The organism is Pseudomonas lini, from assembly GCF_964063345.1.
GTDB lineage: Bacteria > Pseudomonadota > Gammaproteobacteria > Pseudomonadales > Pseudomonadaceae > Aquipseudomonas > Aquipseudomonas lini_B.
The window spans coordinates 5,445,518-5,469,206 of sequence record NZ_OZ061318.1 but is presented as its reverse complement, the minus strand read 5'-3'; the positions used below and the strand labels follow the sequence as shown (position 1 = coordinate 5,469,206).

Sequence of the window (23,689 nt, the reverse complement as noted above, 5' to 3'; positions counted from 1 at the left end):
CTCAAACGATGCCTACACCAACCGCTCAATTTTCTGATGCTGCCAGACCATTTTGTAATACAGCGTCTGCAGGATCAGCATGCCCAGATACGCCACCGGAAACGCCATCCAGACACCTTGCAGCCCAAAGCGCGCATCCAGCAGATACGCCACCGGCAACTGCACCCCGACCACGCAAACGATCGAAACCGCCATCGGCACCAGCACCGTGCCACTGGCGCGCATGATGCCGCCGACAATCGCCTGAAAACCAAACACCAGCAGGCTCCAGAGCATGATGTGCAACAGGTGTTCGGCCATCGCCCGCGTGGAATCATCCGTGAGGAACAACCCCAGCAACCAGTGCGACAGCAGGTAACCCAACACCACCAGACCGCCAGTCAGGCACACGTTGATCAACAACCCCGTGCGCAAAATCGGCCCCATGCGCTCGATGCGTCCGGCGCCAATGGCCTGTGCGCCGAGAATCGATGCGGTGATCGCAATCGACAGCGCCGGGAACTGCACGTAATTGACGATCTGCGTCACCGCCCCGTACGCCGCCGTCGCCTGAGAACCGTGCTGGTTCACCAGCGCCAGAATCACCAACTCCGACACCGACAACACCACCATCTGCAACCCGGTCGGCAGCCCGATGCGCAACACCTTGCCGAGGATCTCCAGATCCAGCCGCATCGACGCAAACATCTCTCGATCCGGCGCCAACGGATGCCCCTTGCGAATCAACCGCCACGCCAGCCACCCCATCGCCGACAAGTTACCCGCCAACCCCGCCCACGCCGCACTCTGAATCCCCATCGGCGGCAACCCCAACCAACCGAGAATCAACGCCGGCGTCAGCGCCAGCCCAACACACGTCGACACCACCAGCGCCAACAACGGCGACACCGTATCGCTCACCCCACGCAGCAACTGCGTGAACAACACAAACACCAACAGCGACGGCAAGATCCACATCATCACATGCGCATACGCCACCGCATCGTCCAGCACATCCACCGGCGTCCCCAACCCCTGCAACGCCGGTCGGGCAAACACACTGCCCAACACCGCCGCCACCAACCCGATCATCGCCCCCAACAGCAACGTCGAACCAGCAATCGCCTTCACCAAATGCAACTCGCGAGCGCCCCAGGCTTGACCGATCAACACCCCGGCGCCCGCGCCAAGTCCGATGACCAAAGCGATGAAGAAGAACACCACGGGGAACATACCCGATACCGCCGCGAGAGCCTGGGTGCCGAGCAATTGGCCGATGTAGATGCTGTTGATCGTGCCGGACATGGATTGGAGGAAATTGGAGAGGACCATGGGGGCGAGGAATAGGAGGTAGGTTTGCCAGAGGGGGTGGTGGGTGGTGGGGGTTTGCATTGAGGTTCCGTCTCGGGTGGGGATAGGACACTACATAATCGGAGGATTGTAATTGGATTTACGTAGGCATGAACAATGGAACTTGATGCCGGTGAGATTGATTTTTTAAATGTGTTCGCTAGGAAACACGAACAGAAATACGCAGATACATCACGAGGATCTTGGTGGCGGAAAATGCATCTACGCTCAATCCAACCCCAGACGGGTTAAGCACACCACCAAAGGAAGGTACCCATGCTTTATATACCGTGTATGAAGGTAGGCAGAACGATGTAAAAGCACTGATTAATCTAGAAGATCCACGTAAAGAATTGGTATCCCCACTTCTCAACATGAGAGGCATGGAGCGTCATCTTAATGATTTTCTTGCGGGCTGGGGTGACCACCCTTATTTGATGGATATATCTAGATCCCCGCTTGACATTGCCAGCGACGTGATAGGTGAAAGAGACCTGCACAATCCAAAAAACCACTTTGAAAATAAACGCAATTGGTTCGCAGAGGTGAAAGCAAAAAACAACTCATTAATCCCAGTCGTATCTTGGCTGGATACTGACAACGCCCGCGACATCATACAACTGGCAAGACTATTGCTAACAGACTTCAACATCATCGCAGTCAGGGTTGTTTGCCCCCCTGAAATTGTTGGCCAAGCTGGGACAGGGCCATAAATATTCTAGACGCCATATCAGCCCCAGAAAACATACTTGTCATTTTGGATTTCGGAGATAAATCTCCAATATCCACTATCAATGGCGGCACTCTCGATCACATCTTATCCGCACTAAACAACTACGAAGTTCATAGCACAACCCTAATTAGCTCATCATTCCCAAGTCAAAAACCTCAATCAGGAAGCTCCAGCACCGCCATATGTCACGACATTGTTTGGCAAGCTGAGGCCAAACAATTAAATGACTCAACAAACTTAATTTATGGCGATTACGCGGGCACCAACCCTGGCGCCGCAGTTGAGTATATCCAAGGCATGGCCGTCATACCCTTCGCCAGTTATTACACACCTAATGAATGGTGGTTGAAACGCCTGGGAAGAGATAAAGAATTCGAAAATTATGTTCAGTTAGCAAGAGATATTCGTCAACTGCCTGACTACCACGGAGATGATTTTTGCTGGGCGACCAGAGAATATGGACGTATCAGCCAAACTAGTGAGCGGTATGGTAACAACGGAGTGTGGAACGGCCTAAGAGCCAATCAACATATTTGCGCGACGCTCCAATTTCTTCAGCAAGATGATGGCGACAACGTATCCATCGACGACATATTCTGACCTCCAGAATAACGAACCTTAAGCCTGCTTAAAACCTTATCTCGAATAAGCTCCCACTCCAGCGCCTCGATCACTTCGAGGCGCACCTCCTTTATCCTCATAGCACTTTTCGTTTCAAGTTGAAATTCTTTGCAAATCTCATCTAATTCCGACCGCCACAATAGCCCTGTGAGTGTAAATTTATCGCGCAACTTATTGTGGGTGGCTTTCCTGACCACAGCGATAGATCCAAGATCATCAACCACAAGAATTCCGACGCTCCGATGAGTTACGCCGAACGCTTTCTCGATGTGTTTGGAATGACAGCAAAGCCAAACCTGATCAAAACAACTGAGATACGCATCTTGCTGCCCTTCCCATCGGGACAAGCTATCTGAGGCGGATTTTATTTCGAACGCCGTTAGCTGGCCGTTGGCATGCACAAGATCTGCGCGCCTTGCTTTGTTGATGAAGCAAAGCTCCCCAATGAAGACATCGCCCTCACCATGAGGCATGGTCTTGGCGACCCATTTTTTGAGCAGTTCGCGGATATGATCTGGATTGTGCATGGCGCAGGAGTATAGCTTCTCTCCCCTCTGAAACCTATGCGTCATATGATTCCAAGAGACGCAGGAAAGGTTCGTCCACCACTTCCTACACCAAGCTCAGATTCCTGCACCTTGCCCGCCTAGCCCGTTGACGCTTATAGTCCGTCCGTCGCCCAAATGGCGACCAGATTTGGCGACCTGCAGATCGGATCAGTCCTTCATTAATCTGATTCGGAGTTTCACCTATGGAAAGATACATGCCCCTCACCGGAATCGACCTGATCCCGGCCTCCCTGCTCATCGACACCCAAGCCCCCCTCGATGTCCTGCACGCCATGGCCGACTACCGCATTCGCGCCGTCACCCAAGTACTGGAAAACATCGCATTCCGCGCCGAGATCGGTTGCGACACTGTGGTGCTGTCGGACTTCTCCAAACTGCTGGCCATTCCGTTGCGCGATGGCTGTGATTTGATGGATGTGATCGGTAGACGCTTGCGGGCGCAGGCAGCGGAGTAAATAAAAACGGGTGCCTTACGGGCACCCGTTTTTTTGTCGGTGATCGCGCAGAATCATAGAATCCATCGCTCACCTCACTTCGCAAAGACAGTGAATGCCTTCCTGATAAGAAGTCAGAAGGTGTGAACCTTATTCAGGACGATGCAGAATGGCTGCAAAAAGCCCCGCACTTCAACCGAAGGCGGGGCTTTTGAGCTGGCTGGCGTCACTTCACATCAGTTACATCGCGGTATGGAAAATCTGCTCGATCTCGTCCTGATTGGCAGGACGCGGGTTGGTAAAGCCGCAGGCATCCTTCATGGCATTGGCTGCCAGGATCGGGATATCGTCGGCCTTGGCGCCCAGTTCGGCGAGGCCGCTCGGAATACCGACATCCGAAGACAGTTTACGGATGGCGGTGATGGCTGCGGCGGCGCCTTTTTCCGCATCCAGATGCTGGGTGTCGACACCCATTGCGTTAGCGATATCTTTAAACCGGGCCGGGCATACGCTGGCGTTGAAGCTGGCTACATGGGGCAGCAGGATCGCATTACAGACGCCGTGAGGCAGGTCGTAGAACCCACCCAGTTGGTGCGCCATGGCGTGGACATAGCCCAGCGAAGCATTGTTGAAGGCCATGCCGGCAAGAAATTGCGCGTAGGCCATATTTTCCCGGGCGGTCATGTCGTCACCCTGGGCAACGGCAGTGCGCAGGTTGGCCGAGATCAATTCCACGGCCTTGAGTGCACAGGCATCGGTGATCGGCGTTGCCGCAGTCGACACGTAGGCTTCGATAGCGTGGGTCAGTGCGTCCATGCCGGTCGCGGCGGTCAGGCCTTTGGGCATGCCTGCCATCAGCGAAGGATCGTTGACCGACAACAGTGGGGTGACGTTACGGTCGACGATGGCCATTTTAACGTGCCGGACTTCGTCGGTAATGATGCAGAAACGGGTCATTTCACTCGCCGTGCCGGCGGTGGTATTGATCGCAATCAACGGCATCTGTGGCTTGGCGGATTGATCCACGCCTTCGTAATCACTGATGTGCCCGCCGTTGGTGGCGCACAGGGCAATGCCCTTGGCGCAGTCATGGGGTGAGCCGCCGCCCAGGGAAATAATGAAATCACAATCGCTACGGCCAAGCAGCTCGAGGCCTTTCTCGACATTGCTGGTCGTCGGATTCGGTTTGGCGCCATCAAACAGGGTGGAGTTGATGTCCTGCTGGGCCAGAAGGCTGGCTACCTTGGCGGCCACGCCAGCTTTGGCCAGGCCTGCATCAGTGACGATCAAGGCTTTACGGAAACCATATTTGCGGATGGCGAGCATCGCTTCGTCGAGACTGCCAATGCCCATCATGTTCACGGATGGAATGAAGAAGGTGCTGCTCATGATAAATCCTCTTTTATTCTGGAAACCCGGAAATCAGGTGAGGTTTTCTACTCATATCGCAGGCTGTGAGGCTCGTCTGATTGTCATCAATGACAACGTTCAGCGGGAGACGGTGCTGCATCAAGTGTTCAGACGAACAGTGTTTTAAGATGCAGTGATGGATGGGCCATTACAGCCGGTATCTTTTGATCGTGGGATTGAGCCTAAACCTATGACGCCAGACTGGAATGGTCCTTTAGTTTTCATTGGCACCTCCTTTAGTACTGGGAGGTAATGCGCCCCGACAAGGCCGTCGCGAGACTGGGTAGATGAATTGGCCCTGATGAGACATTTACTGCCTGGCTTGATCAGAGTGTCCAGCAGCACCGAACCTTCTCACGCTGATTGTCTGCGCCAAGTGCCGGGCGATGTGCCGAACTGGCGTTTGAATGCGCGACTGAACGCGGCTTCGGATTCGTAGCCAACCGCAAAGCCGATTTGCGCCACATTACCGCGACCTTCGCGCAGCTGTTGAGCCGCTACGTGCATACGCCAGAGCGTCAGGTATTGCATCGGCGGTTGTCCGACCAGTGCCGTGAATCGCTCCGCGAATACCGAGCGCGACATGCCCACTTCAAGCGCCAGGGCTTCTGCAGTCCAGCCCTCGGTTGGACGAGCATGGAGCAGCGCCAGTGCGCGCCCTATATGCGGATCTCGCAAACCCGCCAGCCACCCGCGCCGCTCAACGGGGAGGCTCGCGACATACTGGCTGACGGCTTCGACGAATAGCAATTCGGAGAGCTTGGCGATGACCGTTGTCGAGCCGAGACGCCCCGCCGAAATCTCACTGACCGCGAAACGGAATGAGCTTTCAATCCAGGCTCCCGAAGCCGTCGCGCGCAAGTCTAATTTCAATAAGGAGGGCAGCGACGAAAGCAACGGACTGAAGGGGGTTTCAGAGCCGAGGAATCCGCACAATAGTTGCGTGACTTCGCCGCCCCCGCCGTACTTGATTCGTGAAATAGCGCCGACTTCTGGGGGCTGAATAACTTCGCCCGCCGGCATGGGTGCAATGCTCAGGTCGCTGCCAAAAGAATGAGCGTCATTGTGAGGAAGCAGAACGAGTTCGCCTGCCCGAACGTCAATGGCGGCACCACCGTCGACTTGTAATTGCATATGCCCTGCGGCGACAAAATGCGACGCAATGATATGTCGAGGTGCCGCCAGGAACGGTTTGCAATCGTCCGCAGAGATTCTTCCCTTGATGCACCAGGGCGCAGTGAATTCCGCCTCGAGGAAGACCCCTCCAGACAGCCGAATCACACGCAACACATCCGAAAACGCATCCAACAATTGCCAGCCCTCCTTTCCGGAGTCCGGAGCATGTAATCAGGCGGACCGGTCATTCACCGCCTGAACTGCGAGGCCCAGATTAGCACCAACGCGGACTCAGCGATCGAGACTATCCCCAGAGGCTTCACCGATGGTCATTGGCTCCGACGTTAACCGTAATTGCCCCATTCCAACTCGACCAGGCAAGCAGGAGATCGATATGAACACCGTTGCTACCCTACCCAGCTCAGATTCGGACAACGCCGACCGTTATGCTCAACTTGTCAGAGCATCGAAGAAAGCGGAATGGCAGATCGATCGTGATTTGCTACAGGACCGGAGTTTCGACTTCTCGCGCAAATTCTTGCCCGACGGACTGTCGCGAATCGACCGCCTGACCTTTCTCGACACGGACGAGGCGCGCCTGCTCAGTCAGATTCAGGGCCGAACCTATGCGTATATCTTTGGCTTGGTCGAGCGTTTTATCAGCGCCAAAATGCTCGATCAAGGTCGAGCCCATGTCTTTGACGATCAACTCGCACTCGAAGCGCTGGTGCGCTTTTCTAACGACGAGATCAAGCACCAGGAGCTGTTCCGGCGCATGGAGACGATGATGGGTTCGCAATTGCCAACGGGATATCGTCAAGTTGCCGATCCAAACGATGTGGCGCGCTCGGTACTTGCGGCCAGCACCTGGTCGGTGCTGGCGCTGACCTGTCATATCGAGCTGTTTGTTCAGGCGCACTACGTGCAAAGCATCGCCCCGCGTGAGGAGCTGTGCCCACTCTTCAAGGATGTTTTCAAGTTTCACTGGAAGGATGAAAGCCGGCACGTCGTACTCGATGAACTGGAGTGGAAAGCTGAGCACGCGAAACTCTCGCCAACCGAGCGCGACCAGGCAGTGAACGATCTGATTGCACTGGTGGCGGCCGTCGATGGAATCCTGCAGGCACAATCGGTATCCGATGCCGACTACTTTATTCGCAATGTTTCACGATCATTCAGTGTCGATGAGACAGCACAAATCAACGCCTGCGTGCTGAGCGCCTACCGCTGGCAATACATAATCTCGGGCGTGGAGCATCCACACTTTGGCCGGTTGCTTACGCACATGACAACACCCGCACAGATGTCCACGATTCAGGCCGCACTGACGCCAATCATGAGCAATTGATCGACAGGGGCGGCCGACCGTGCGTCGGCCGCCCGGCTGTGGGATGACGTGCTGAAAAAATGATTTATCGAGGCTGGCGCCATGACAATCCCGATGTGGATGTTGCTTGGATTTGCGACCTGGACTTTGCTGCTGTTGATGGCAACCGTCGGGGTGTATCGCTGGGTCAGAATCTTGTTCTCGAATGTTCCGATTGCCTCTTTCCGATGCGATCAGCTCGAAGGCGAGGATTGGTATCGACGTGGGATAAGAGCACACGCGAACTGTGTGGAAAATCTGCCTGTCTTCGGCGCCATTGTGTTGGTGATTTCAACTCTTGGTGTCGACGGCCCTGCAGTGAGCTACTTGTCCGTAATCGTCCTGATTGCCCGCGTGTGTCAGTCTCTGATTCACGTATCCCATGTGCAAACCAATACGTTCGTGGCGGTTCGGTTTACCTTCTTTTTCGTTCAGTTGGTCTGTTTTCTCGCGCTCATTGTTATAGCCGCTAGTTATGGCGTATGAATCTCTAAAAATAGAGAGATGAATCCAGGCCTGGTGCTCAGGAAAATCGAGAGTCACTTTATCTGATTCAATGGATAAAGACCGGCAAGCCGCGGGGCATCAAAAATGACTATGTGTGCCGACACGATGGCTGATATCTTTCCCGCGCACCAAATCGCGCCCAGTCGACGCCGACCCCATCAAGGAAGATAAAAACGATGAAAACATTACTCATCGCTTCGCTAGGCATTTTATCGCTAGTTCAAACATCACTATCCTTCGCGGATAATGTTAATGGAAAAAACCTCTACTTACAGCGATGCACCATGTGCCACGGAATAGATCTAAAAGCAACAGGACCACTGGCCAATAAAAGCAATCCCCCTACACCTGACCTAACAACATCCGCTTTCAAAAAACGATTAAATGATTATCCGGGCGTAATTGTATCATCGATAATACTTCGTCCAAATGGAGACTTGATTCCCAGAACTTTGCGAGAGAATGGTGTAAAGCTATCGCCGCACTCATGGACGATTAAAGATCTGCGCGATTTAAATCAATACATGGGTGGTGTGATCTCAAAAAATCGATGATTTTTGAGATGAGAGTTAGGCACAGAAATCTAAAAGCCATTTTGAGGGCCTGTGGGGCAATGCCGGTGAGCCAGTCGACCTCTGGCGGGCACATCGCTAATGAACAATCTCGGATTAATACAAGCTCGGGCGGCACTTCGCATCCAGCAGCAGTCGGCTACGGTCGTGACAGGCAAGTAACGGCCAGAAGCGGACATTGCAAAACAACAACAATGTTTGACCGTATCTGTAATGGCGAACAGATTGCTGCCATTCTCAAGCATTGCTGTTGTAATGTTGGTTTTTCTGCCTAGAAATTATGTAGAGGCCGACCACACGGCTAGCTCATAGCCATCTGGGTCGATGAAGTGGAAACGGCGCCCACCTGGGAACGAGAAAACTTCACGACTAATCGTAGCGCCTGCTGCCTTGAGCCTGAGCTCAGTACACTCTAGATCTTCCGCGTAGAGGATGATCAATGGCCCGCCCGTGCGCACAGTTTCTCCTGTAGTGAATCCACCTGTCATACGACCGTCGCTGAACTCGCTATAAGTCGGGCTGTAGTCGACGAAACTCCAGTCGAATACGCTTCCGTAGAAGGCCTTGCTTCGAGCTATGTCGACGACATTGAACTCGATGTTATCGATCTGACGGTCTTTTCCTCGAATGCCCATTGACGCTTCCTTGCTGATTAGGAGGAAGCGAGTTTAGGGCATTCGGCCATACATGTGTTGATGCGCGTGGCTATTACCGTCTATGTTCATTGCAGGAATTGACGAGTGACTGCTAAGGGTCGATGCGTTAATCCACTACGAACAACTTGGCACCCGTCGTGCTGGAAGATCGATGCCCCTCAGCGTTGCTGCCCACCTGATAGCTCATCCCCGCGGTGAGTGTGAACTGACGACCATCCTCCAACTCCGTGTGCAACTCGCCTTCCAGGCACAACAGGATATGACCTCTCCAGCACCAGTGATCGGCCAGATAGCCAGGACTGTATTCAACCATCCGCACACGCGTCGAACCAAACTGGCAGGTTCGCCAATAGGCGGTACCCGTCTGTCCAACATACTCCAGAGGTTCGACAGTCGACCAATCGGTCGTACCAAAGGGAACAGCGGTCAGGTACATGGTTGCCTCATCAATGAAAGGGTGTCTGTGACACCGTACCCATCCAGTGATCCTTTCGATAGACACAGATACCCCGCATTTATGAGATACAGGCGCCCGCTCAAGCGTGAAAGCTAAAGGAAGCTCTCGGCCAAAAGCAGTCACTTACAGCCCCAAAAAAAGTGAGCCATAACAGCGTATGGGATATCTTGCCGGCCTCGAAACCGACTTGTACTCATGGAGGAAAAATTGCGGATTTACATTTCAGGTGCTTCGTGTGCTGGCGTGACCACTTTGGGTCAAAACCTCACAACTCTGCTCGGTGTACGACATGTCGATGTCGATGATTATTTCTGGATGCCCACCAACCCTCCTTTTACGACCAAGCGACCTCCCAGTGAGCGTGTGTCATTGATCCAGCAAAAGTTCGGTGACGACGATTGGGTTTTGACCGGTTCTTGTATGGGCTGGGGAGAAGCGCTGATTGCCCATGTCGATCTGATTGTGTTCGTTGTAACACCAACGCCCGTTCGCCTCGAACGGCTGGCCGCACGCGAAAAGGAGCGCTTTGGAGATCGGATAGCACCGGGTGGTGACATGCATGAGATACATGTGGCCTTTCGGGAATGGGCCTCGCAGTATGACAACCCGGACTTTTCAGGACGCAACCGGGTATGGCACGAGGCGTGGCTATCAGAACAAACCGCTCCGGTCTTACGGATCGACGGGATGGACAGTGCTGAAACGATGGCTGCGGATGTCATTCATGCGTTGTCGCAAGTATCGCAATAGCTCAAAACTTGGACGGCCGAAGCTCGGCCCTCAACACGCTTTAGTGATGTACGTTTTGGGTCGCTTTGTGCCACTCGCGACGGGCAGAAAACGGCCAATTTCGGCCCGTCAGAAAAGACCAGAAACGGCCCGAAGGGGACATCAATCTTTGGCATTAATACTCTTGCTGTAGTTAGCAGAACGCAGAAATGCTCAAATTACCGGACCTGAAACACTGGGCGGCGCATCAATCCGAAAACTGATTCGTGTCCGGATTGTCTGCTTTGGGTTTTGGATTCAGTTACCAAGTAGTTCTACCAGAAAAGGGAGCGACCCTATGAAGCCCGTCAGAATTCGTACCCTACAAAGTACTGATGCTGAGGCGTTGCTGGCGTTTGAATTGGACAATCGCGAGTGGTTCGAGCGTTTCATTGACGCGCGCGATGCTGCTTTTTACTCGCTGCAGGGCGTCACCGATCACATTGCGGCTTATTTGTCTGATTTGGCCGCCGGAACCTGGCACCCATTTGTCATCGAAGAGGCTGGCGGAAAATTAGTTGGACGGGCGAACCTGAAAAGCATCGACATGTCCGAGCGGTCGGCAGAAATTGGCTATCGGATTGCTCAAAGCGCCTGTGGACGAGGACTGGCAACACTGGCGGTGAAGCATATGATCCAGGAGGCGCAGTTACATTGGAACCTTAAACAACTGGTGGCCAACGTATACGCTGGAAATATCGGCTCGGCAAAAGTACTCGAACGGTGTGGCTTCTTGATCGAACCTCTCCCCCGGCAAGAAGGGACAGAGCACGAATATTGGTTTGGTCTTTCGATTTAGTTGAAAAAAGGACGCCTTGCCAGCTGTCCGTTTTTTTTACAATTGGCCATCGCAGTTTCTGACAACGAACCCGGCTGATACACAGAGGTCAAAGCAGGTGATGACGTCGCCAATGATCAAAGACCTCATTCAAGGGCGAAGTCAGTAGCTCACATACTTTAGGGTGCGCCGGATAGTTTCAGCAGGCTCGGATTCTTCCGAGGGGATGGTGCTGGCTGCTGCTCACATCCAATGCTCCCGTATCGGAGTACTAACATGACTCAGTCAATGCGGTTCTTCCTATCGATCGTCCTTGCGACAGCTTCACTGGCATCGGCCAGCTTCTTGAACACGGCGGGTGCGGCAACCGCCGAGGATCTGGATGTCGACTCTCGGCAAGCGCTGCAAACGCTCTACAAGTCCACGCCATTTGCTGAAAACATTTCGCACAAAGCCAAAGCGATTCTTGTCTTCCCGAAAATCATCAAGGCGGGCCTTGTGTTTGGCGGCAGCTATGGCGAAGGCGTACTGTTGAAGGACAAGAAAGTTGAGAATTATTACAACTCCGTAACCGGGTCCTGGGGGCTGCAAGCCGGCGCCCAGTCGTATGGCTATGCGGTTTTCCTGATGACCGACAAAGCCGTCGACTATGTACGTAAAACCAAGGGTTGGGAAATCGGCGTAGGCCCCACCGTTGTAATGGTTGATGAAGGGGTGGCGAAGAATCTGTCCAGCACGACAGTGAAGGACGATGCCTACGCGTTCATTTTCGACCAGCAGGGATTAATGGCCGGGATCAGCATCGAAGGAACCAAGATTTCCCTGATCAAGCGCTAAAACCGGTGTTTGGCGCATGGATGCGCCAGTCCATAAATGCGCCCTCTTGAAGCCATGCGCAGTCCAGCTGCTGATTAAAGCGCTCTGCCCAGTCAACGACCTATACCAGCACTGTCAACCAGGCCGACACCAGCAGCAAAAAAGCCAGTGCCGTGTTCATGCGTTTGAACGCCTGTGGCGAACCAAAAGCCCGAGCACTGCCCACGCCGAGTAACGCCCACAGGGTCATGCACGGCACGGAGACCAACAGAAACATCAGCGACAACACCACCAGCCGCAGGGTCTTGTCGCCGCCACCGACAAATACGCTGACCACCGCCACCGCCATCATCCAGACTTTGGGGTTGACCAATTGCAGAGTGGCGGCACCGAACACGCTGAGCCCCTCGTCGCGCGGGGTGGTCGGGTCCAGGGATGGCGGTGCGCTTTGAAAGATCTGCCAGGCCAGCCAACTCAACCAGAGCACCCCGGCCCAAGCCATCGCCTGCTGCACACGCGGAAACTGCAGCAGCGTTTCGCCTACGCCGAGCCCGACTGCAAACACAATCAGCGCCGCCGCCCCGCAGGCGCCAAAAATAATCGGCAGCGTGGCACCCAGCCCCCGCCGCGAACTGTGGCTCAATACCAGAATATTGGTCGGCCCCGGGGTGATCGAGGCAACGAACGCAAACAGCAGGAACGGAAACAACGACTCCATGACTCAGACTCCCTGAAGGCGCAGCGAAGGGGCAGAAAAGAACAGCGAAAAAGACATGGCATGGACTCCTTGATCGAATAGGAAACCATGGTCGCGAATCAGCGGGATTCAGTCTGGAAGGTTTGAGCAGCGCTTGCGGTAATCCGCTGGCGTGAGCTGGTAGGCACGGCGAAACCAGCGCCCCATATGGCTCTGATCGGCGAACCCGAGGGCACTGGCCACCTGCGCCGGCGACTCGCCACGCGCCAGCAGCTGCCGTGCCTTGGCCAGGCGCAGCTGGATCAAATAAGCATGAGGCGCCAGCCCAAAGGCTGCCTTGAAGGCCCGCGTCAGGCGAAAGCGATCAACCCCACAGGCTTGGGCCAGATCATCCAGCCCGATGTCTTCATAGACATGGGCATGCAAATAGTCACGCGCGACCTGGGCCACCCACGGCAGGCGCGGATCAAAGGCCTGACGCTTGCGCCAATCAAGGTGGCAAGTGAGCGCCCCCAACAAGGTGTCGATGGCGCTCTGGCGCACAATGCGCAAGTCGCCCTCATGGAGCGCGTGGAAGGCTTGAAAAATGGCAGTGGCCAGGCGCTGATCCTGGCTCAGGGTGTCGGCAAAACCCGGCTGACTGTTGGCCGGCGCGTGCTCGAACAACGCGTGCAACTCCCGCTCCAGCCAGTGCGGATCGAGGTAGAGCATGGAATAGGTAAACCCCTCCTCGGTCGGCGCATGCCCATCGTGGATCTCCCCCGGCTCCAGCATGAATACCTTGCCCGGCGTACTGAGGTGGCGAACGCGCCGGCAATTGAACTGCTGCACCCCCTGCTCGGTGACCCCCACCAGAAAACTGTCATGCCAGTGCGGATCGTAGGCATGCCCCTGAAAATGGGCACGAATCGATTCAATCCCGGTATCGGCGTCCTGGGACAGCTCAATCCAGTTGCGTCTATCCACGCAAGGCTCCCTAGGTAATGGTTCAGCGTTGATCTGTGCGGACGACCAAATTACCGCGCAATGGAAAAGAACGTTTAGAAGATTTGTGCAGATTGGTTGTTAACACGATTCCATAAAACCACTGCTTTCTACCTGTAATGACAGGAAGCTTCGCTACCCTTCAGTGAGTCCCTTCCCGCACCAACCGCCTGACCTCGGCCTGTATGGCATAAGCCGGCGCCTCCACAGCATTGAAGTCTTGTGTATACCGCTGGGCAAATCCTTCTACCCCCCACTCCTGATACTGCTGCACATGCTTTAATTCGTGAGCCCAGAGCGCGATGTTCTGCTCTGCGGTTTGAGCGTCCCGGAAGAGGATGATGTCGATCAGCGTCACGGCACCGACATCGGGGTTTTGCAGCATGGCAGTCGCGGCGTTGAATTGGCCGTTGTCGCTAACTTTGTAGCGCGCGGCATCGAGAACGCTGGGGGCGTACCAGCGCAGCAATTGCTCGCGGATGTGCGGTGGAACGGGTTGGATGCCGGCGCTGGCTGCTTCAGCGCGGGCTTGGGTCAGCCACAGCGCCAGGGCAGGTGCTGCGATCTGGTAGATGCCATCAGGCAGGGGACCGAGTAGCGGTCCCACGTCTGGCAGGCAGATGCAGCCGTCCAGGCACACTTCTTTCTCACCAGCCGGGCAGGCGTTGGTCTGGGCTGGCACTTCAAGCGTCAGGCAAAGAACAAACAGCGCCACCAGGCGCGTGGTGATGGGCGGCATCGGGCACTCCAGGGACGGATGTAGCGCAAACGGTGGGTCACAATTGATCGACGACCCGCGTAGCTTTAGCGTAGTCCCGAACCAAGGCCCCCAAGATAATCGCAGGAAGCGACAGACCACCTGCTCACGGCTGAGAATGCACGGCTTTGCTTGAACGAAAGACCACCCAACTCGCCGCCACTAACACCCACGCAGCAATACCGCCATACACCATCACCCAGCCAAACCCGTGTGCCAAAGCTGCGTTGGCAACATCAACCGGAATCGTAGCCCCCTGGCCAGTCTGCGCCCACAGGGCAGAGTTGCCGGATGAAATATTTTCCGCCAGCAACCTCAGTTGCACATCATCGGGCGCGCCAGATAACTGGTTGCGCAGGGAAGACAGGATGCCTTCCACCAGGATGAATCCCATCAGCGCGATATTGATTGCAAGGCTGATCATACGAGCGCTGATATCGATGCCCGATGCCATGCCAGCACGCTCACTGGGCACCGATCCAGTGGTGGTATTGGTGACAGGTGTATTGGTCAGCCCCAGTCCGATCCCGGCGATCAGGCAGCCAGGAAGCATCGTCAGCCAGCTGGCATGCGTGACACTGCTGCCCCATTTCATCAGCAGGAACCCCAGACCTATGGTGAACAAGCCAGCGGGAATCACCACATCAGGTCGATAACGCAACGCCAAGCGTTCGCCCAACGGCGGGATAAACAGTGTCGGCAGCGTATACGCCAGTAGCGCCATACCGGTACCGATACTGGCGTAGCCCAAGCTATTTTGAAAGTACAAAGGTAGGTAGATCATGAAGGGCCAGAAGCTGAAGTTCATGCCTGCCGACCCTAGCAAGGCACCCGAGAAGCGGCGGATGCGAAATACAGAGAAGTCGAACATGGGATCGACATAGCGTCGCTGGGCGATGACAAAGACAATGAAGCTGACCATTGTCACAATCAGGCTGATGATGGCCGAACCGCTGGAGAAACCCTCCCCTGCTCCCTGAGTGATGAACCAGGAAAGGCCTAACACTGCCAGCGATAACGAAATAATGCCCAACACATCCAGCCTGCGGCGCTGCGGATCACGTGATTCATCGACACCGACGAGCACCAGCACCAGCGCAAGCACGGCAATGGGCGCGTGCACCAGGAACACCCATTCCCAACTCGACAATGCCGCGATAGCTGCGCCGATAATCGGACCGAACCCCAAACCGATGCCGAACACGATCCCCCAGGCACTGAACGCTTTGCCGCGCGCAGCTCCCGACTGGAATCGGTGAGACAGCACTGCCACCTGACAAATCAGCATGGCACCACCGGACATACCTTGCAGAAATCGGCTTGCGATCAACACGCTGGTGCTTTGCGCCCATCCACAGCTCAGGGAGGTAATGCCGAAAAGTACCAGGCTAATGACAAACACTCGCTTGCGCCCATACCGATCCGCCAGTGTGCCGGTGGCCATCAGCACCGTGGTGCAGGCGATGGTGTAGGCATTCATGATCCACTGCATATCTTTGAAATCGCTGTGCAGAACCGATTCAAGCGTGGGCAGGATTGCCGGCACACTTGAGATTTCCAGGCCGAACATCAGCGAGGCCAAGCAAACGGCGACTATTGTGAAAACATCCTTTCGCGAAAAAGAGAACTGCATCGAGACCTTCCAGATCAAGTTGATGGGCACTGGCAAGACCGTCCCAAGGGAAGTTGGCGCGATAGCCTCACCAGCGTCACCAGACATAACTCCAAGTGACCGGCCGCATTCTGGAAGTAATTAAAAAATGACAGAAATGATTTAATTTCGTAAGTTTTATTACTATTCATCATGAGTTGACTAAATGGACTTCGACCCAGCGCTGTTGCGGGCTTTTGTCGCAATCAAGGAGACCGGTAGTTTCACTCGTGCCGCAGAGCGGCTGCACTTGAGCCAGTCAGCGATCAGTCATCAGATCCGGCGTCTGGAAGAACAGGCCGGCACCACCCTGCTGGTGCGCACCACCCGACGTTTGACGCTGACAGAAGATGGCGAAGATTTTCTGCGCCACGCCGAACACGTCCTCAAAGCGCAAGACGCCCTCTCCCGGCGTTTCGAAGCGTCATCGGTATCCGGGACCGTGCGCTTCGGTGTGCCAGAAAACTTTATCGGCGACGGCCTGCCGCCGTTACTGACTCGGTTCGCCAGACAATTTCCCGCAGTACGTCTGGATGTAACCGTCGGCACCTACCTCGATCTGCGCGCGCAGGTCGATGCCGATGGACTCGATCTGGCCGTGGTCATGGCATTGCCGGGCAGCCAGGTCGGCGGTACCGTGCTGCGCGAAACCCGGTTTGTCTGGGCCGCAGCGCAAAATTTCGACTTTACCGGCGAGGCTCCTTTGCCGCTGGCGTTTGCACCAGCGCCCTGCGTTCACCGCCAGGTGGCCGTAGAGGCATTAGAAAGTTCCACCGTGGATTGGCGAGTTGCCTTTACCTCTCCAAGTCAACAAGGACTGCGGGCGGCGGTATTGGCGGGGCTTGCCGTCACCGCGCTACCACTGGGAGATCTAGAGCCCGGCATGGTGGTGATTGACGGGCAATATGGCCTGCCACGGCTACTGGATGCTGATTTCCGACTGATATGGAGTGTCACAGGAAAGACGCCTGCGGCCCATGCATTTGGGCAACTGCTGGTGGAGATGTCTGAGGCGCCATCGATCTAGAACAAACTGCCATTGGCATTCCAGGGCAAGAGCCCTGTTGATTGGCGAATGGTTGCTTTGGATCGCGAGCTGCCCTTCACTACCGGCGGCTCTCGTTACGAAGTGGTCATCGAACCTTGCGGCATCCATTTTGCCCTCCTGCTGACTCTTTCAATCCCACCTTCAAGGACCGAACCTGTGATCGCATCCCCCGCCAAACTCCTCTTCCTGCCCGGAGCCTCGGGTAACACCCGGTTTTGGTATCCGGTTGCCGAGCGCCTGACCCACTCGGCGCAGCAGGTCCATATCGGCTGGCCCGGCTTTGGAGACACTCCGCCCTTGCCTGGCGTGACCGGCATGGATGATCTGGTGACTCGCGTGCTGGCCGAGATCGACCGGCCCACAGCGCTGGTGGCTCAGTCCATGGGCGGTATAGTCGCTGTGCTTGCAGCGCTTGAACGCCCTGAGCTGATCACGCACCTGACGCTGACCGTCACCTCTGGCGGGGTGGATATGTCTGCTCTGGGCGCGCATGACTGGCGCCCGGATTTTGCTGCCGCCAACCCGACACTGCCGAGTTGGTTTCTCGACGACCACACCGACCTCACGCTCCGGTTGGTCGAGTTGCGCATGCCAGTCCTGCTCCTCTGGGGAGATTCTGATCTGATCAGCCCCGTTCGCGTCGGCCAGCGCCTAGCTCAACTGTTACCCCGCGCTGAACTACACGTTTTCCCTGGCGCCGATCACAGTCTGGGCTTTACTCACGCAGGCGAAGTGGCAAGGTTGATCGAGAGACATCTGGCTTGCTGGTGAGCGGAGCACTTGTTGCCATCGCGTCGAACTGATTGTGCGACCCCGTGCGTTTCAAGACCTCTTGGATAACGGACAGACAAGCGGAGGCATATCGCTCCTAACCTCGCCGGATACTCTGGGAAAACCGCATAGAGATGAGAAAAGCGTCGTTAAAAGTGTACGAACCCAGATTGAGTCTATGACATGCGATTTTGCACCTCGTTAACCTGCTATGCGTCCATTTTCTGCCGACTGTGACAGGCAGCAATCGGCCAGAAGCGATCTGTCGCTCAAAACACTCAAAAAAACTGATTACTAAAGTAGTCAGGATCCGGAATAGCTCACTCGGCAGAAGGGACGGACGCTTTGCTGCCCAAGCGGATTAGTTCATTGGAGAAACACAGGCCGACGATGATCAGTGCAGCTCCCGCGTACAGGCTTTCGCGCGGTACTTCGTTGAGCGCCACAAACGCCAGCAGCGCGGCGAACAGTGGCTCGGTCAGCTCCAGCGCTTGCACTTGGGATGGTTTGAGATACTCGATGGCCTTGGTGGTGCAGAAAAAGCCCAGGATTGTCGGCAGCGTGGCCAGCGCCAGCAGCGCGGCGATCGCCAGCGGCGACAGCTCGCCCATCGCGAAACCATCGGCCGCAGCCGGCATCAGCAAATACAGGCTGCCAAAGAACAACAATTGTCGGGTGAAGTGCAGCCCCCCCGACACCCCCATACGCTTCATGGCAACCGAAAAGGCCCCATAGCCGGAGCCGGCCATGGAGGCGAGCGCAGCACCTTGCAGGGTAAAGCCCTGCTGCAGATCGCCGCCGAAGATCACCGAGATCCCGGCGATAGCCAATGCGGCACCCACGGTAGCGTTCGCGGTGATGGCATCCTTGAGGAAAATGCGCCCCAAAATGATCGAGGAAATTGAGGCACTGGCCATCAGCACCACCACCACACCTGCCGCAGCGTAGTGTCGATAGGCGGACGTTTCGAAATGGAACAGCACAAAGATGCCAAGGAATGCGCAGATAGCTGCCTGAGTCCATTTGGTCGACGCCGCCGGGCGCTTGAGGAAAAACAATAAGATCGAGAGAAGCACGCAACCCAGTACGGTCTTGATGACAGCGACACTGCTAGCGGTGAAACCATTACTCATGAGAATTTTGCTGAGTACACCGATCGTTGCGTTCAGTGCCGCAGCGGAGAGTGCAAATATGACGCCTTTGCTGAAAGTGGATTGCATTGATGACGATCCCTGTCGCTGAATTGTCGTTCGATAGAGTGCCGCCCTGTATCGACGGCGCAAAGTTTGAGGATAAGAAGATCCCACCAACCCCAGTATTTATTGTGGCATAAGCAGTGGATCGCCCAGTAGGATGCTATTCGCCATCTTGTCGCCGCCCTGGGAGAAGTCAGAGGGCCTGGCCCTTGGCTATGCAATATGAGTTGACGAACGTTGCAGTGTGCCGCAAAGACTGACGTATATCCGGTTTGGCTATTCCATGCCTGTTGGCAAATTGCTCGACCGCCGCTGTATTAAAACGAGTGGTCTGGATAAAGTCCAAGGCTTCGGGTTTTGTATTCAAAAACCACGCGATCGGAGGAATACTCAGTAGCAACTTCAGCAATCGGAGTGAAATGTGATGCTTGGGAGACTTTAAACCCAAAGGTTGTGCCACCTGTATCAGGAGTTCTCGCAAGTTTGGAGTTTGGTCATCAAGCGCCAGCAGTTCCTGGCCCACCATGGCAGGATCAAAAGCACAAACTGCCACCAGCTCAACCAGGTAATCCACGGTGACCAGTGGCAGCCAGTGCTCGGCAGTACCGGGCACTGCAGTCAGCTTTCCCTGCACAAGGTTGCGTATCAGCTCCACCAGCGGCTGACCGTCAAGGATATGCCCCGTACGGCTGTGGCCACAGACAGTCGCAGGGTGGACAACGGTAATCTCCCCGCCCTTGGCGGACATGACCTCCAGGGTCGCAAAATGCGCCTCCAGCTTGCTTCCCTCGTAACCACCGACATGTCGGTAGACGGCAGACCAATTCGTCAGCTCCGGATGACGAGGGTCAATTCCGATGCGTTGCAGATGTTCATGGTTTTTCAACATGTAGCCGCCGATCATCACTAAACGGCTTTTTTGCTCAGCCGCCAACAGCGCCACGCGCTTTGCCCCTTCCACATTCACCGCACGAGAATGCTCCACTGAAAGTCCCCAAGCGAAGTGAGCGCCCAGGTGGAATATGACTCTGGCGTGCCTTAACACTTCTCGGTCAGCAAGACTCAGCCCGAGGTTGTCCCGTTCCAGATCGCCAGCTACGGCAAATACCCGGGTTGCGCACCCTCCCAAATTATTGACTTGCTCGCGCAACGCAGCCAGTCGCTCCGGGCGACGCATCAACACCCGAATGGTGTGGCCTTTTGCACTCAGGTTCGCCACCAAATGTTGACCGACGAAGCCGGTACCCCCCGTGACAAAGCACTCCACGCTCATTTCCCTGTTCCTTGTTGAAGGTGAGAAATCAAGCGTAAACTATCGACCAAACTCTACAGTCAAGCGGTGTTTTCATGAAAATCGGCGAACTCGAGGCCCGCAGCGGCGCCAGCCGCCATACGCTGCGTTACTACGAGCAAATCGGCCTGATCTCACCGCTGCGGCAAACTAACAACTATCGCGTTTACACAGTGCAAACTCTGCAGGATCTGGACTTTATCCAGCGCGCGCAAAGCATGGGGTTTTCTCTGGGGGAAATAGGCGAGATTCTGGATGCGCAGCGGAACAAGCTGATCGATTGTGTTGACGGCGCGAAGCTGATTGAAAAGAAGATGGCAGAAATCAAACAGAAAATCGCCAACCTCCAAAGCATTTATCGGTATCTGGATGAAGAGCGTGCAACCCTCGAAGCCAGTGCTGCCAAGCAACTTGAGCTTCAGCAGCAGAGCAACTCTTCCAACTGAACTGTCAGCATCGGGGAAACGGTAGCTGCCGCCTGCCTCCATTTTCAAACCCTTCGCTTACGCATTTCTAAAAACTTGTAGCCAGGCCCTGGACGGTAAGCGTCCGCCCAAAAGACCTTGCGTGGTTAAACAGGCGCCCGTCTACGCGGCAGCTACTCGATAATCTCATGCGCATGAGAACATCCTCCAGATACGCGTACAGATTATGACCATTCAGCCGCGCAGACTGGATCGAGTTCATTATCGCCGCCGCTCGTTTGCCGCTGCCTAAGGAGCCGGCGAATAGCCAGTTTGAACGCCCGAAAGCCCATGGCCAGATTTGATTTTCACATCAGTGAATGGCTCCGGATCCTCTAGACACATGATGTCCACTTTGGGTCGATTACTGCCTGTCGCGAAGGGCTGAAAACAACCCTTCGCGGACAACTCGCTAAACGCGCGTTCCACCGACAATGAATGGAATCCGCTGAATCTCCCTCGGGGGTCTCTAAAGCGTCTAACACCGTAAACTCAAGCCAGCAGCTCGCTGATCCACCGGGCCTGTTGGGCGACATCTTGCACCTTCTCTTCGGGCACGGCCTGCCGGGCTTGGGCGAAGTTGGCCAGGGTCTGCTGCTTATGGCGCAGCATGCGCTGCCACTTGGACAGGAACGCCGGGCTGCGTGCCTGCATCTGCAGCGGGCCGAAGTACAGTTCCTCGGCGGTATACATCACCGGCTCGGCGCGCTCGGCGACGATGATTTCGTAGTAGAAGCGATTTTCCCGCAGCAGCTCTTCGCAGAGGATGCGGTAGCCATTTTCCATCAGCCATTGGCGCAGTGGCTGCTCGCCACCGTTGGGCTGCAGGATCAGGCGCTCCTGGCCGTTCAGGCGCGCCTTGCCGCTGTCGAGGATGTCGCGAATCGTCTCACCGCCCATGCCACAGATGCTGATCGCCGTGATCCCGTCTCCTGGTTCGATCGCCGCCAGGCCATTGGCCAGGCGCACGGTGATCCGCCGCTCCAGACCGCTCTCGCGCACGGTGCGTTCGGCCGAGCGGAACGGGGTCGATGCCAGCTCGCCGGCCACTGCCGCCGCGATGGCGCCACGGCGCATCAACGCCACCGGCAGGTAGCCGTGATCCGAGCCGATATCGGCCAGGCGTGCGTCTGCGGGTATATGCGCCGCCACGCGCTCCAGGCGCATGGACAATGTCTGTTCGTTCAACTGCGGTTCCTTTTTTCACCACGAACGTCCGGCACCTTTGGCCGGATTGGGGAGAGATTCTGTCGAGCAACGCCGTGCATTTCAAATTTACGCGACCAGGCGATGACTCGGCCCAACGATTACTGGATCGCTACGTTGGCGCCCTGCTGGAATTCACGGGGGTACAGCCAAACTCGCGGCGGAACACTGTGTGCAGATACTGCGCAGATTTGAAGCCGCAGTTGTACGCAATGTCTGCAATCGCCGAATCGGTGTTTTCCAGCCCGTTGGTCGCTGCCGTCAGTTTGAAGCGCAGGATCTCGTCATGCACGGTGCAGCCTCGTACTTTGCGAAAGTGCGACTCCCGCGATGAGCGCGTCACGCACCCGAACCGGGCGTTATTCGACCAGCCGATGATCGGGCTCATGAACAACAAGACTGGCCGGCGAACGCTCACCTCTGTTCAACAGTGTCAGGCTGCGCCGGGGACATTTGTTCCCATGCCCGACGGCAGGAACGGTCGAATTTCGTCGATTTCCGCGGCGCTAAGGCGCAACGCCGAGGCTGCAATCAGTCCGTCTACTTGTGCTGGGTGGCGGGCTCCGACAATGGCGCCCGTCACTACTGGTTGGCGAAGTACCCAGGCGATGGCGACCGCCGCAGCGCTCACCCCGTGCCTTGCTCCAATGCGTGACATGACGTCAACCAATGTCAGGTTCGCACTCAAACGGGGCTCCTGGAAATCAGCACTTCGGGCCTTGCGCCAATCGTCTTCGGGCAGTTGCGAGATGCGTTCGCGCGTCATGCTGCCGGACAGTAGCCCCGATTGAAGTGTGGAATAGGCAAGGACACCCAACCCGGCCTGCTCACAGAATGGCAGGACGTCTTTCTCGATGTCCCGCATCAAGGCGGAGTACGGCGGCTGAAGCGAAACGATCTCTGTCACCGCCTGCGCCCGCTTGAGTTGAGCGACATCGAAATTCGATACGCCGATCGCGCGAATTTTTCCTTGATCGCGCGCGGCGGCCAAAGCCGAAAGCGCCATTTCAATACCTTCACTGCTTGCGTCCGCAGGAAAGGCAGGCCAGTGGATCTGATAAAGATCGATAGTCTCGACTTGGAGCCTGCGCAAGCTTGCGTCGATCTCGGCGAGCAAGGATTGGGGGGCCAGTGAGTGCGAAATCTGCTTCGTGACCGGGTCCCAGACCAAGCTGCCTTTGGTGAACACCAAAGGACGCCGAGAGACTGGCACCCGACGCAGCAATTGCCCCACTAATTGCTCCGCATGGCCCAAGCCATAAACCGCAGCGGTATCAATCCAGTTCACGCCGCGTTCGACGGCATATTCAAGTGCACTCAGGCTGTCCTTGTCATCCTGCGCTCCCCAACTGTACTCCCAGCCGGTGCCAGCGATTGCCCACGTCCCCAAGCCAATAGGCGAAATCAGAAAATCCGACGATCCAAGACGATTCTTTTGCATAGCGATCTCTCCACAGATGATGTGAGAAGTATCCGGGAGAGATCTGATGGC

General features: G+C 55.8%; 26 protein-coding genes and 2 pseudogenes. 12 read left to right on the top strand and 16 right to left on the bottom strand.

The window, feature by feature from the left end; genetic code table 11:
- Nucleotides 1-12: 12 nt before the first annotated feature.
- A complete protein-coding gene (locus AB3226_RS24900; protein ID WP_367375015.1) occupies nucleotides 13-1,371 on the bottom strand; it encodes an MATE family efflux transporter in 1,359 nt (452 codons plus the stop codon).
- 164 nt (nucleotides 1,372-1,535) lie between these two features.
- Between AB3226_RS24900 and AB3226_RS24895 the strand changes: the two genes are divergently transcribed.
- Entirely contained in the window at nucleotides 1,536-2,042 is a 507-nt protein-coding gene (locus AB3226_RS24895; RefSeq protein WP_367375014.1) for a hypothetical protein, read from the top strand.
- Nucleotides 2,039-2,662: a beta family protein gene (locus AB3226_RS24890; RefSeq protein ID WP_367375846.1), complete on the top strand. Its 624-nt coding sequence runs from the start codon at nucleotides 2,039-2,041 to the stop codon at nucleotides 2,660-2,662. Before AB3226_RS24895 ends, AB3226_RS24890 begins: the two co-directional genes overlap by 4 nt.
- Here the strand turns inward: AB3226_RS24890 and AB3226_RS24885 are convergent.
- Nucleotides 2,617-3,210, bottom strand: a complete 594-nt coding sequence (locus AB3226_RS24885; protein ID WP_367375013.1) for a sce7726 family protein — start codon at nucleotides 3,208-3,210, stop codon at nucleotides 2,617-2,619. The two genes, AB3226_RS24890 and AB3226_RS24885, sit on opposite strands and share 46 nt — an antisense overlap.
- Nucleotides 3,211-3,434: 224 nt before the next feature.
- On the opposite strand from AB3226_RS24885, the gene AB3226_RS24880 reads away from it, so the two are divergent.
- The gene (locus AB3226_RS24880) at nucleotides 3,435-3,707 is read left to right on the top strand and encodes a hypothetical protein (protein ID WP_367375012.1); all 273 of its coding nucleotides are present in this window, start codon (nucleotides 3,435-3,437) and stop codon (nucleotides 3,705-3,707) included.
- A gap of 219 nt (nucleotides 3,708-3,926) precedes the next feature.
- Here the strand turns inward: AB3226_RS24880 and yiaY are convergent, their stop codons facing one another.
- Both yiaY and AB3226_RS24870 read right to left on the bottom strand, forming a co-directional pair.
- Nucleotides 3,927-5,075: an L-threonine dehydrogenase gene (gene yiaY, locus AB3226_RS24875; RefSeq protein WP_367375011.1), complete on the bottom strand. Its 1,149-nt coding sequence runs from the start codon at nucleotides 5,073-5,075 to the stop codon at nucleotides 3,927-3,929.
- Between the two features lie 375 nt (nucleotides 5,076-5,450).
- Entirely contained in the window at nucleotides 5,451-6,407 is a 957-nt protein-coding gene (locus tag AB3226_RS24870; protein WP_367375010.1) for an AraC family transcriptional regulator, read from the bottom strand.
- A gap of 199 nt (nucleotides 6,408-6,606) precedes the next feature.
- On the opposite strand from AB3226_RS24870, the gene AB3226_RS24865 reads away from it, so the two are divergent.
- The 3 genes from AB3226_RS24865 to AB3226_RS24855 all read left to right on the top strand — a co-directional run bounded on the left by AB3226_RS24865 (nucleotide 6,607) and on the right by AB3226_RS24855 (nucleotide 8,639).
- Nucleotides 6,607-7,560: a diiron oxygenase gene (locus AB3226_RS24865; protein ID WP_367375009.1), complete on the top strand. Its 954-nt coding sequence runs from the start codon at nucleotides 6,607-6,609 to the stop codon at nucleotides 7,558-7,560.
- Nucleotides 7,561-7,641: 81 nt separating this feature from the next.
- Nucleotides 7,642-8,064 (top strand): MAPEG family protein, encoded by a 423-nt coding sequence (locus AB3226_RS24860; RefSeq protein ID WP_367375008.1) that lies wholly within the window; start codon nucleotides 7,642-7,644, stop codon nucleotides 8,062-8,064.
- Between the two features lie 197 nt (nucleotides 8,065-8,261).
- Nucleotides 8,262-8,639 carry a c-type cytochrome gene (locus AB3226_RS24855; RefSeq protein ID WP_367375007.1) on the top strand — a complete coding sequence of 126 codons (378 nt, stop codon included), beginning with the start codon at nucleotides 8,262-8,264 and terminating at the stop codon, nucleotides 8,637-8,639.
- 296 nt (nucleotides 8,640-8,935) lie between these two features.
- On the opposite strand, the gene AB3226_RS24850 is transcribed toward AB3226_RS24855, so the two are convergent.
- On the bottom strand, nucleotides 8,936-9,292 hold the full coding sequence (locus tag AB3226_RS24850; protein ID WP_367375006.1) for a VOC family protein: 357 nt from the start codon (nucleotides 9,290-9,292) through the stop codon (nucleotides 8,936-8,938).
- Between the two features lie 127 nt (nucleotides 9,293-9,419).
- Complete coding sequence (locus AB3226_RS24845) at nucleotides 9,420-9,749, bottom strand: DHCW motif cupin fold protein (RefSeq protein WP_367375005.1); 330 nt, start codon at nucleotides 9,747-9,749, stop codon at nucleotides 9,420-9,422.
- A 228-nt stretch (nucleotides 9,750-9,977) separates the two neighbouring features.
- Between AB3226_RS24845 and AB3226_RS24840 the strand changes: the two genes are divergently transcribed.
- From AB3226_RS24840 to AB3226_RS24830, 3 genes are all read left to right on the top strand, one after another.
- Nucleotides 9,978-10,520, top strand: a complete 543-nt coding sequence (locus tag AB3226_RS24840; RefSeq protein WP_367375845.1) for an adenylate kinase — start codon at nucleotides 9,978-9,980, stop codon at nucleotides 10,518-10,520.
- 316 nt (nucleotides 10,521-10,836) lie between these two features.
- Nucleotides 10,837-11,337 (top strand): GNAT family N-acetyltransferase, encoded by a 501-nt coding sequence (locus tag AB3226_RS24835; RefSeq protein ID WP_367375004.1) that lies wholly within the window; start codon nucleotides 10,837-10,839, stop codon nucleotides 11,335-11,337.
- A 255-nt stretch (nucleotides 11,338-11,592) separates the two neighbouring features.
- Nucleotides 11,593-12,153: a YSC84-related protein gene (locus tag AB3226_RS24830; RefSeq protein WP_367375003.1), complete on the top strand. Its 561-nt coding sequence runs from the start codon at nucleotides 11,593-11,595 to the stop codon at nucleotides 12,151-12,153.
- A 100-nt stretch (nucleotides 12,154-12,253) separates the two neighbouring features.
- Here the strand turns inward: AB3226_RS24830 and AB3226_RS24825 are convergent, their stop codons facing one another.
- The 4 genes from AB3226_RS24825 to AB3226_RS24810 all read right to left on the bottom strand — a co-directional run bounded on the left by AB3226_RS24825 (nucleotide 12,254) and on the right by AB3226_RS24810 (nucleotide 16,203).
- On the bottom strand, nucleotides 12,254-12,850 hold the full coding sequence (locus tag AB3226_RS24825; RefSeq protein ID WP_367375002.1) for a LysE family translocator: 597 nt from the start codon (nucleotides 12,848-12,850) through the stop codon (nucleotides 12,254-12,256).
- A gap of 108 nt (nucleotides 12,851-12,958) precedes the next feature.
- On the bottom strand, nucleotides 12,959-13,795 hold the full coding sequence (locus tag AB3226_RS24820; protein ID WP_367375001.1) for an AraC family ligand binding domain-containing protein: 837 nt from the start codon (nucleotides 13,793-13,795) through the stop codon (nucleotides 12,959-12,961).
- A gap of 160 nt (nucleotides 13,796-13,955) precedes the next feature.
- Nucleotides 13,956-14,552, bottom strand: coding sequence for a DUF4157 domain-containing protein (locus tag AB3226_RS24815; RefSeq protein WP_367375000.1), 597 nt, complete (start codon nucleotides 14,550-14,552; stop codon nucleotides 13,956-13,958).
- Nucleotides 14,553-14,676: 124 nt separating this feature from the next.
- Nucleotides 14,677-16,203 carry an MFS transporter gene (locus AB3226_RS24810; protein ID WP_367374999.1) on the bottom strand — a complete coding sequence of 509 codons (1,527 nt, stop codon included), beginning with the start codon at nucleotides 16,201-16,203 and terminating at the stop codon, nucleotides 14,677-14,679.
- Nucleotides 16,204-16,387: 184 nt separating this feature from the next.
- Between AB3226_RS24810 and AB3226_RS24805 the strand changes: the two genes are divergently transcribed.
- Entirely contained in the window at nucleotides 16,388-17,248 is an 861-nt protein-coding gene (locus AB3226_RS24805; RefSeq protein WP_367374998.1) for a LysR family transcriptional regulator, read from the top strand.
- Nucleotides 17,249-17,425: 177 nt separating this feature from the next.
- Nucleotides 17,426-18,040 carry an alpha/beta fold hydrolase gene (locus AB3226_RS24800; protein ID WP_367375844.1) on the top strand — a complete coding sequence of 205 codons (615 nt, stop codon included), beginning with the start codon at nucleotides 17,426-17,428 and terminating at the stop codon, nucleotides 18,038-18,040.
- Nucleotides 18,041-18,360: 320 nt separating this feature from the next.
- Here the strand turns inward: AB3226_RS24800 and AB3226_RS24795 are convergent, their stop codons facing one another.
- Entirely contained in the window at nucleotides 18,361-19,260 is a 900-nt protein-coding gene (locus AB3226_RS24795; protein WP_367374997.1) for a DMT family transporter, read from the bottom strand.
- 169 nt (nucleotides 19,261-19,429) lie between these two features.
- Entirely contained in the window at nucleotides 19,430-20,509 is a 1,080-nt protein-coding gene (locus AB3226_RS24790; RefSeq protein WP_367374996.1) for an SDR family oxidoreductase, read from the bottom strand.
- 74 nt (nucleotides 20,510-20,583) lie between these two features.
- On the opposite strand from AB3226_RS24790, the gene AB3226_RS24785 reads away from it, so the two are divergent.
- Entirely contained in the window at nucleotides 20,584-20,973 is a 390-nt protein-coding gene (locus AB3226_RS24785) for a MerR family transcriptional regulator (RefSeq protein ID WP_367374995.1), read from the top strand.
- A gap of 67 nt (nucleotides 20,974-21,040) precedes the next feature.
- Here AB3226_RS24785 and AB3226_RS24780 read toward each other — a convergent pair.
- The 4 genes and pseudogenes from AB3226_RS24780 to AB3226_RS24765 form a co-directional block, all read right to left on the bottom strand.
- Nucleotides 21,041-21,301 (bottom strand): annotated as a pseudogene (locus AB3226_RS24780) (hypothetical protein); the annotation flags it as partial.
- A 182-nt stretch (nucleotides 21,302-21,483) separates the two neighbouring features.
- Nucleotides 21,484-22,179, bottom strand: coding sequence for a tRNA (adenine(22)-N(1))-methyltransferase TrmK (locus tag AB3226_RS24775; RefSeq protein WP_367374994.1), 696 nt, complete (start codon nucleotides 22,177-22,179; stop codon nucleotides 21,484-21,486).
- Between the two features lie 119 nt (nucleotides 22,180-22,298).
- A pseudogene (locus AB3226_RS24770) lies at nucleotides 22,299-22,540 on the bottom strand (helix-turn-helix transcriptional regulator); the annotation flags it as partial.
- Between the two features lie 90 nt (nucleotides 22,541-22,630).
- A complete protein-coding gene (locus AB3226_RS24765) occupies nucleotides 22,631-23,638 on the bottom strand; it encodes an aldo/keto reductase (protein ID WP_367374993.1) in 1,008 nt (335 codons plus the stop codon).
- Nucleotides 23,639-23,689: the final 51 nt, after the last annotated feature.

What these genes read in the sequence shown, in the direction of transcription:
- AB3226_RS24865 (WP_367375009.1), top strand. Translation starts at nt 6,607, where the DNA reads ATGAACACCGTTGCTACCCTACCCAGCTCAGATTCGGACAACGCCGAC.
- AB3226_RS24850 (WP_367375006.1), bottom strand. Translation starts at nt 9,292, where the DNA reads ATGGGCATTCGAGGAAAAGACCGTCAGATCGATAACATCGAGTTCAAT.
- AB3226_RS24805 (WP_367374998.1), top strand. Translation starts at nt 16,388, where the DNA reads ATGGACTTCGACCCAGCGCTGTTGCGGGCTTTTGTCGCAATCAAGGAG.
- AB3226_RS24900 (WP_367375015.1), bottom strand. Translation starts at nt 1,371, where the DNA reads ATGCAAACCCCCACCACCCACCACCCCCTCTGGCAAACCTACCTCCTA.
- AB3226_RS24885 (WP_367375013.1), bottom strand. Translation starts at nt 3,210, where the DNA reads ATGCACAATCCAGATCATATCCGCGAACTGCTCAAAAAATGGGTCGCC.
- AB3226_RS24765 (WP_367374993.1), bottom strand. Translation starts at nt 23,638, where the DNA reads ATGCAAAAGAATCGTCTTGGATCGTCGGATTTTCTGATTTCGCCTATT.
- AB3226_RS24830 (WP_367375003.1), top strand. Translation starts at nt 11,593, where the DNA reads ATGACTCAGTCAATGCGGTTCTTCCTATCGATCGTCCTTGCGACAGCT.
- AB3226_RS24855 (WP_367375007.1), top strand. Translation starts at nt 8,262, where the DNA reads ATGAAAACATTACTCATCGCTTCGCTAGGCATTTTATCGCTAGTTCAA.
- AB3226_RS24795 (WP_367374997.1), bottom strand. Translation starts at nt 19,260, where the DNA reads ATGCAATCCACTTTCAGCAAAGGCGTCATATTTGCACTCTCCGCTGCG.
- AB3226_RS24845 (WP_367375005.1), bottom strand. Translation starts at nt 9,749, where the DNA reads ATGTACCTGACCGCTGTTCCCTTTGGTACGACCGATTGGTCGACTGTC.
- AB3226_RS24810 (WP_367374999.1), bottom strand. Translation starts at nt 16,203, where the DNA reads ATGCAGTTCTCTTTTTCGCGAAAGGATGTTTTCACAATAGTCGCCGTT.
- AB3226_RS24825 (WP_367375002.1), bottom strand. Translation starts at nt 12,850, where the DNA reads ATGGAGTCGTTGTTTCCGTTCCTGCTGTTTGCGTTCGTTGCCTCGATC.
- AB3226_RS24835 (WP_367375004.1), top strand. Translation starts at nt 10,837, where the DNA reads ATGAAGCCCGTCAGAATTCGTACCCTACAAAGTACTGATGCTGAGGCG.
- AB3226_RS24785 (WP_367374995.1), top strand. Translation starts at nt 20,584, where the DNA reads ATGAAAATCGGCGAACTCGAGGCCCGCAGCGGCGCCAGCCGCCATACG.
- AB3226_RS24815 (WP_367375000.1), bottom strand. Translation starts at nt 14,552, where the DNA reads ATGCCGCCCATCACCACGCGCCTGGTGGCGCTGTTTGTTCTTTGCCTG.
- AB3226_RS24880 (WP_367375012.1), top strand. Translation starts at nt 3,435, where the DNA reads ATGGAAAGATACATGCCCCTCACCGGAATCGACCTGATCCCGGCCTCC.
- AB3226_RS24860 (WP_367375008.1), top strand. Translation starts at nt 7,642, where the DNA reads ATGACAATCCCGATGTGGATGTTGCTTGGATTTGCGACCTGGACTTTG.
- yiaY (WP_367375011.1), bottom strand. Translation starts at nt 5,075, where the DNA reads ATGAGCAGCACCTTCTTCATTCCATCCGTGAACATGATGGGCATTGGC.
- AB3226_RS24790 (WP_367374996.1), bottom strand. Translation starts at nt 20,509, where the DNA reads ATGAGCGTGGAGTGCTTTGTCACGGGGGGTACCGGCTTCGTCGGTCAA.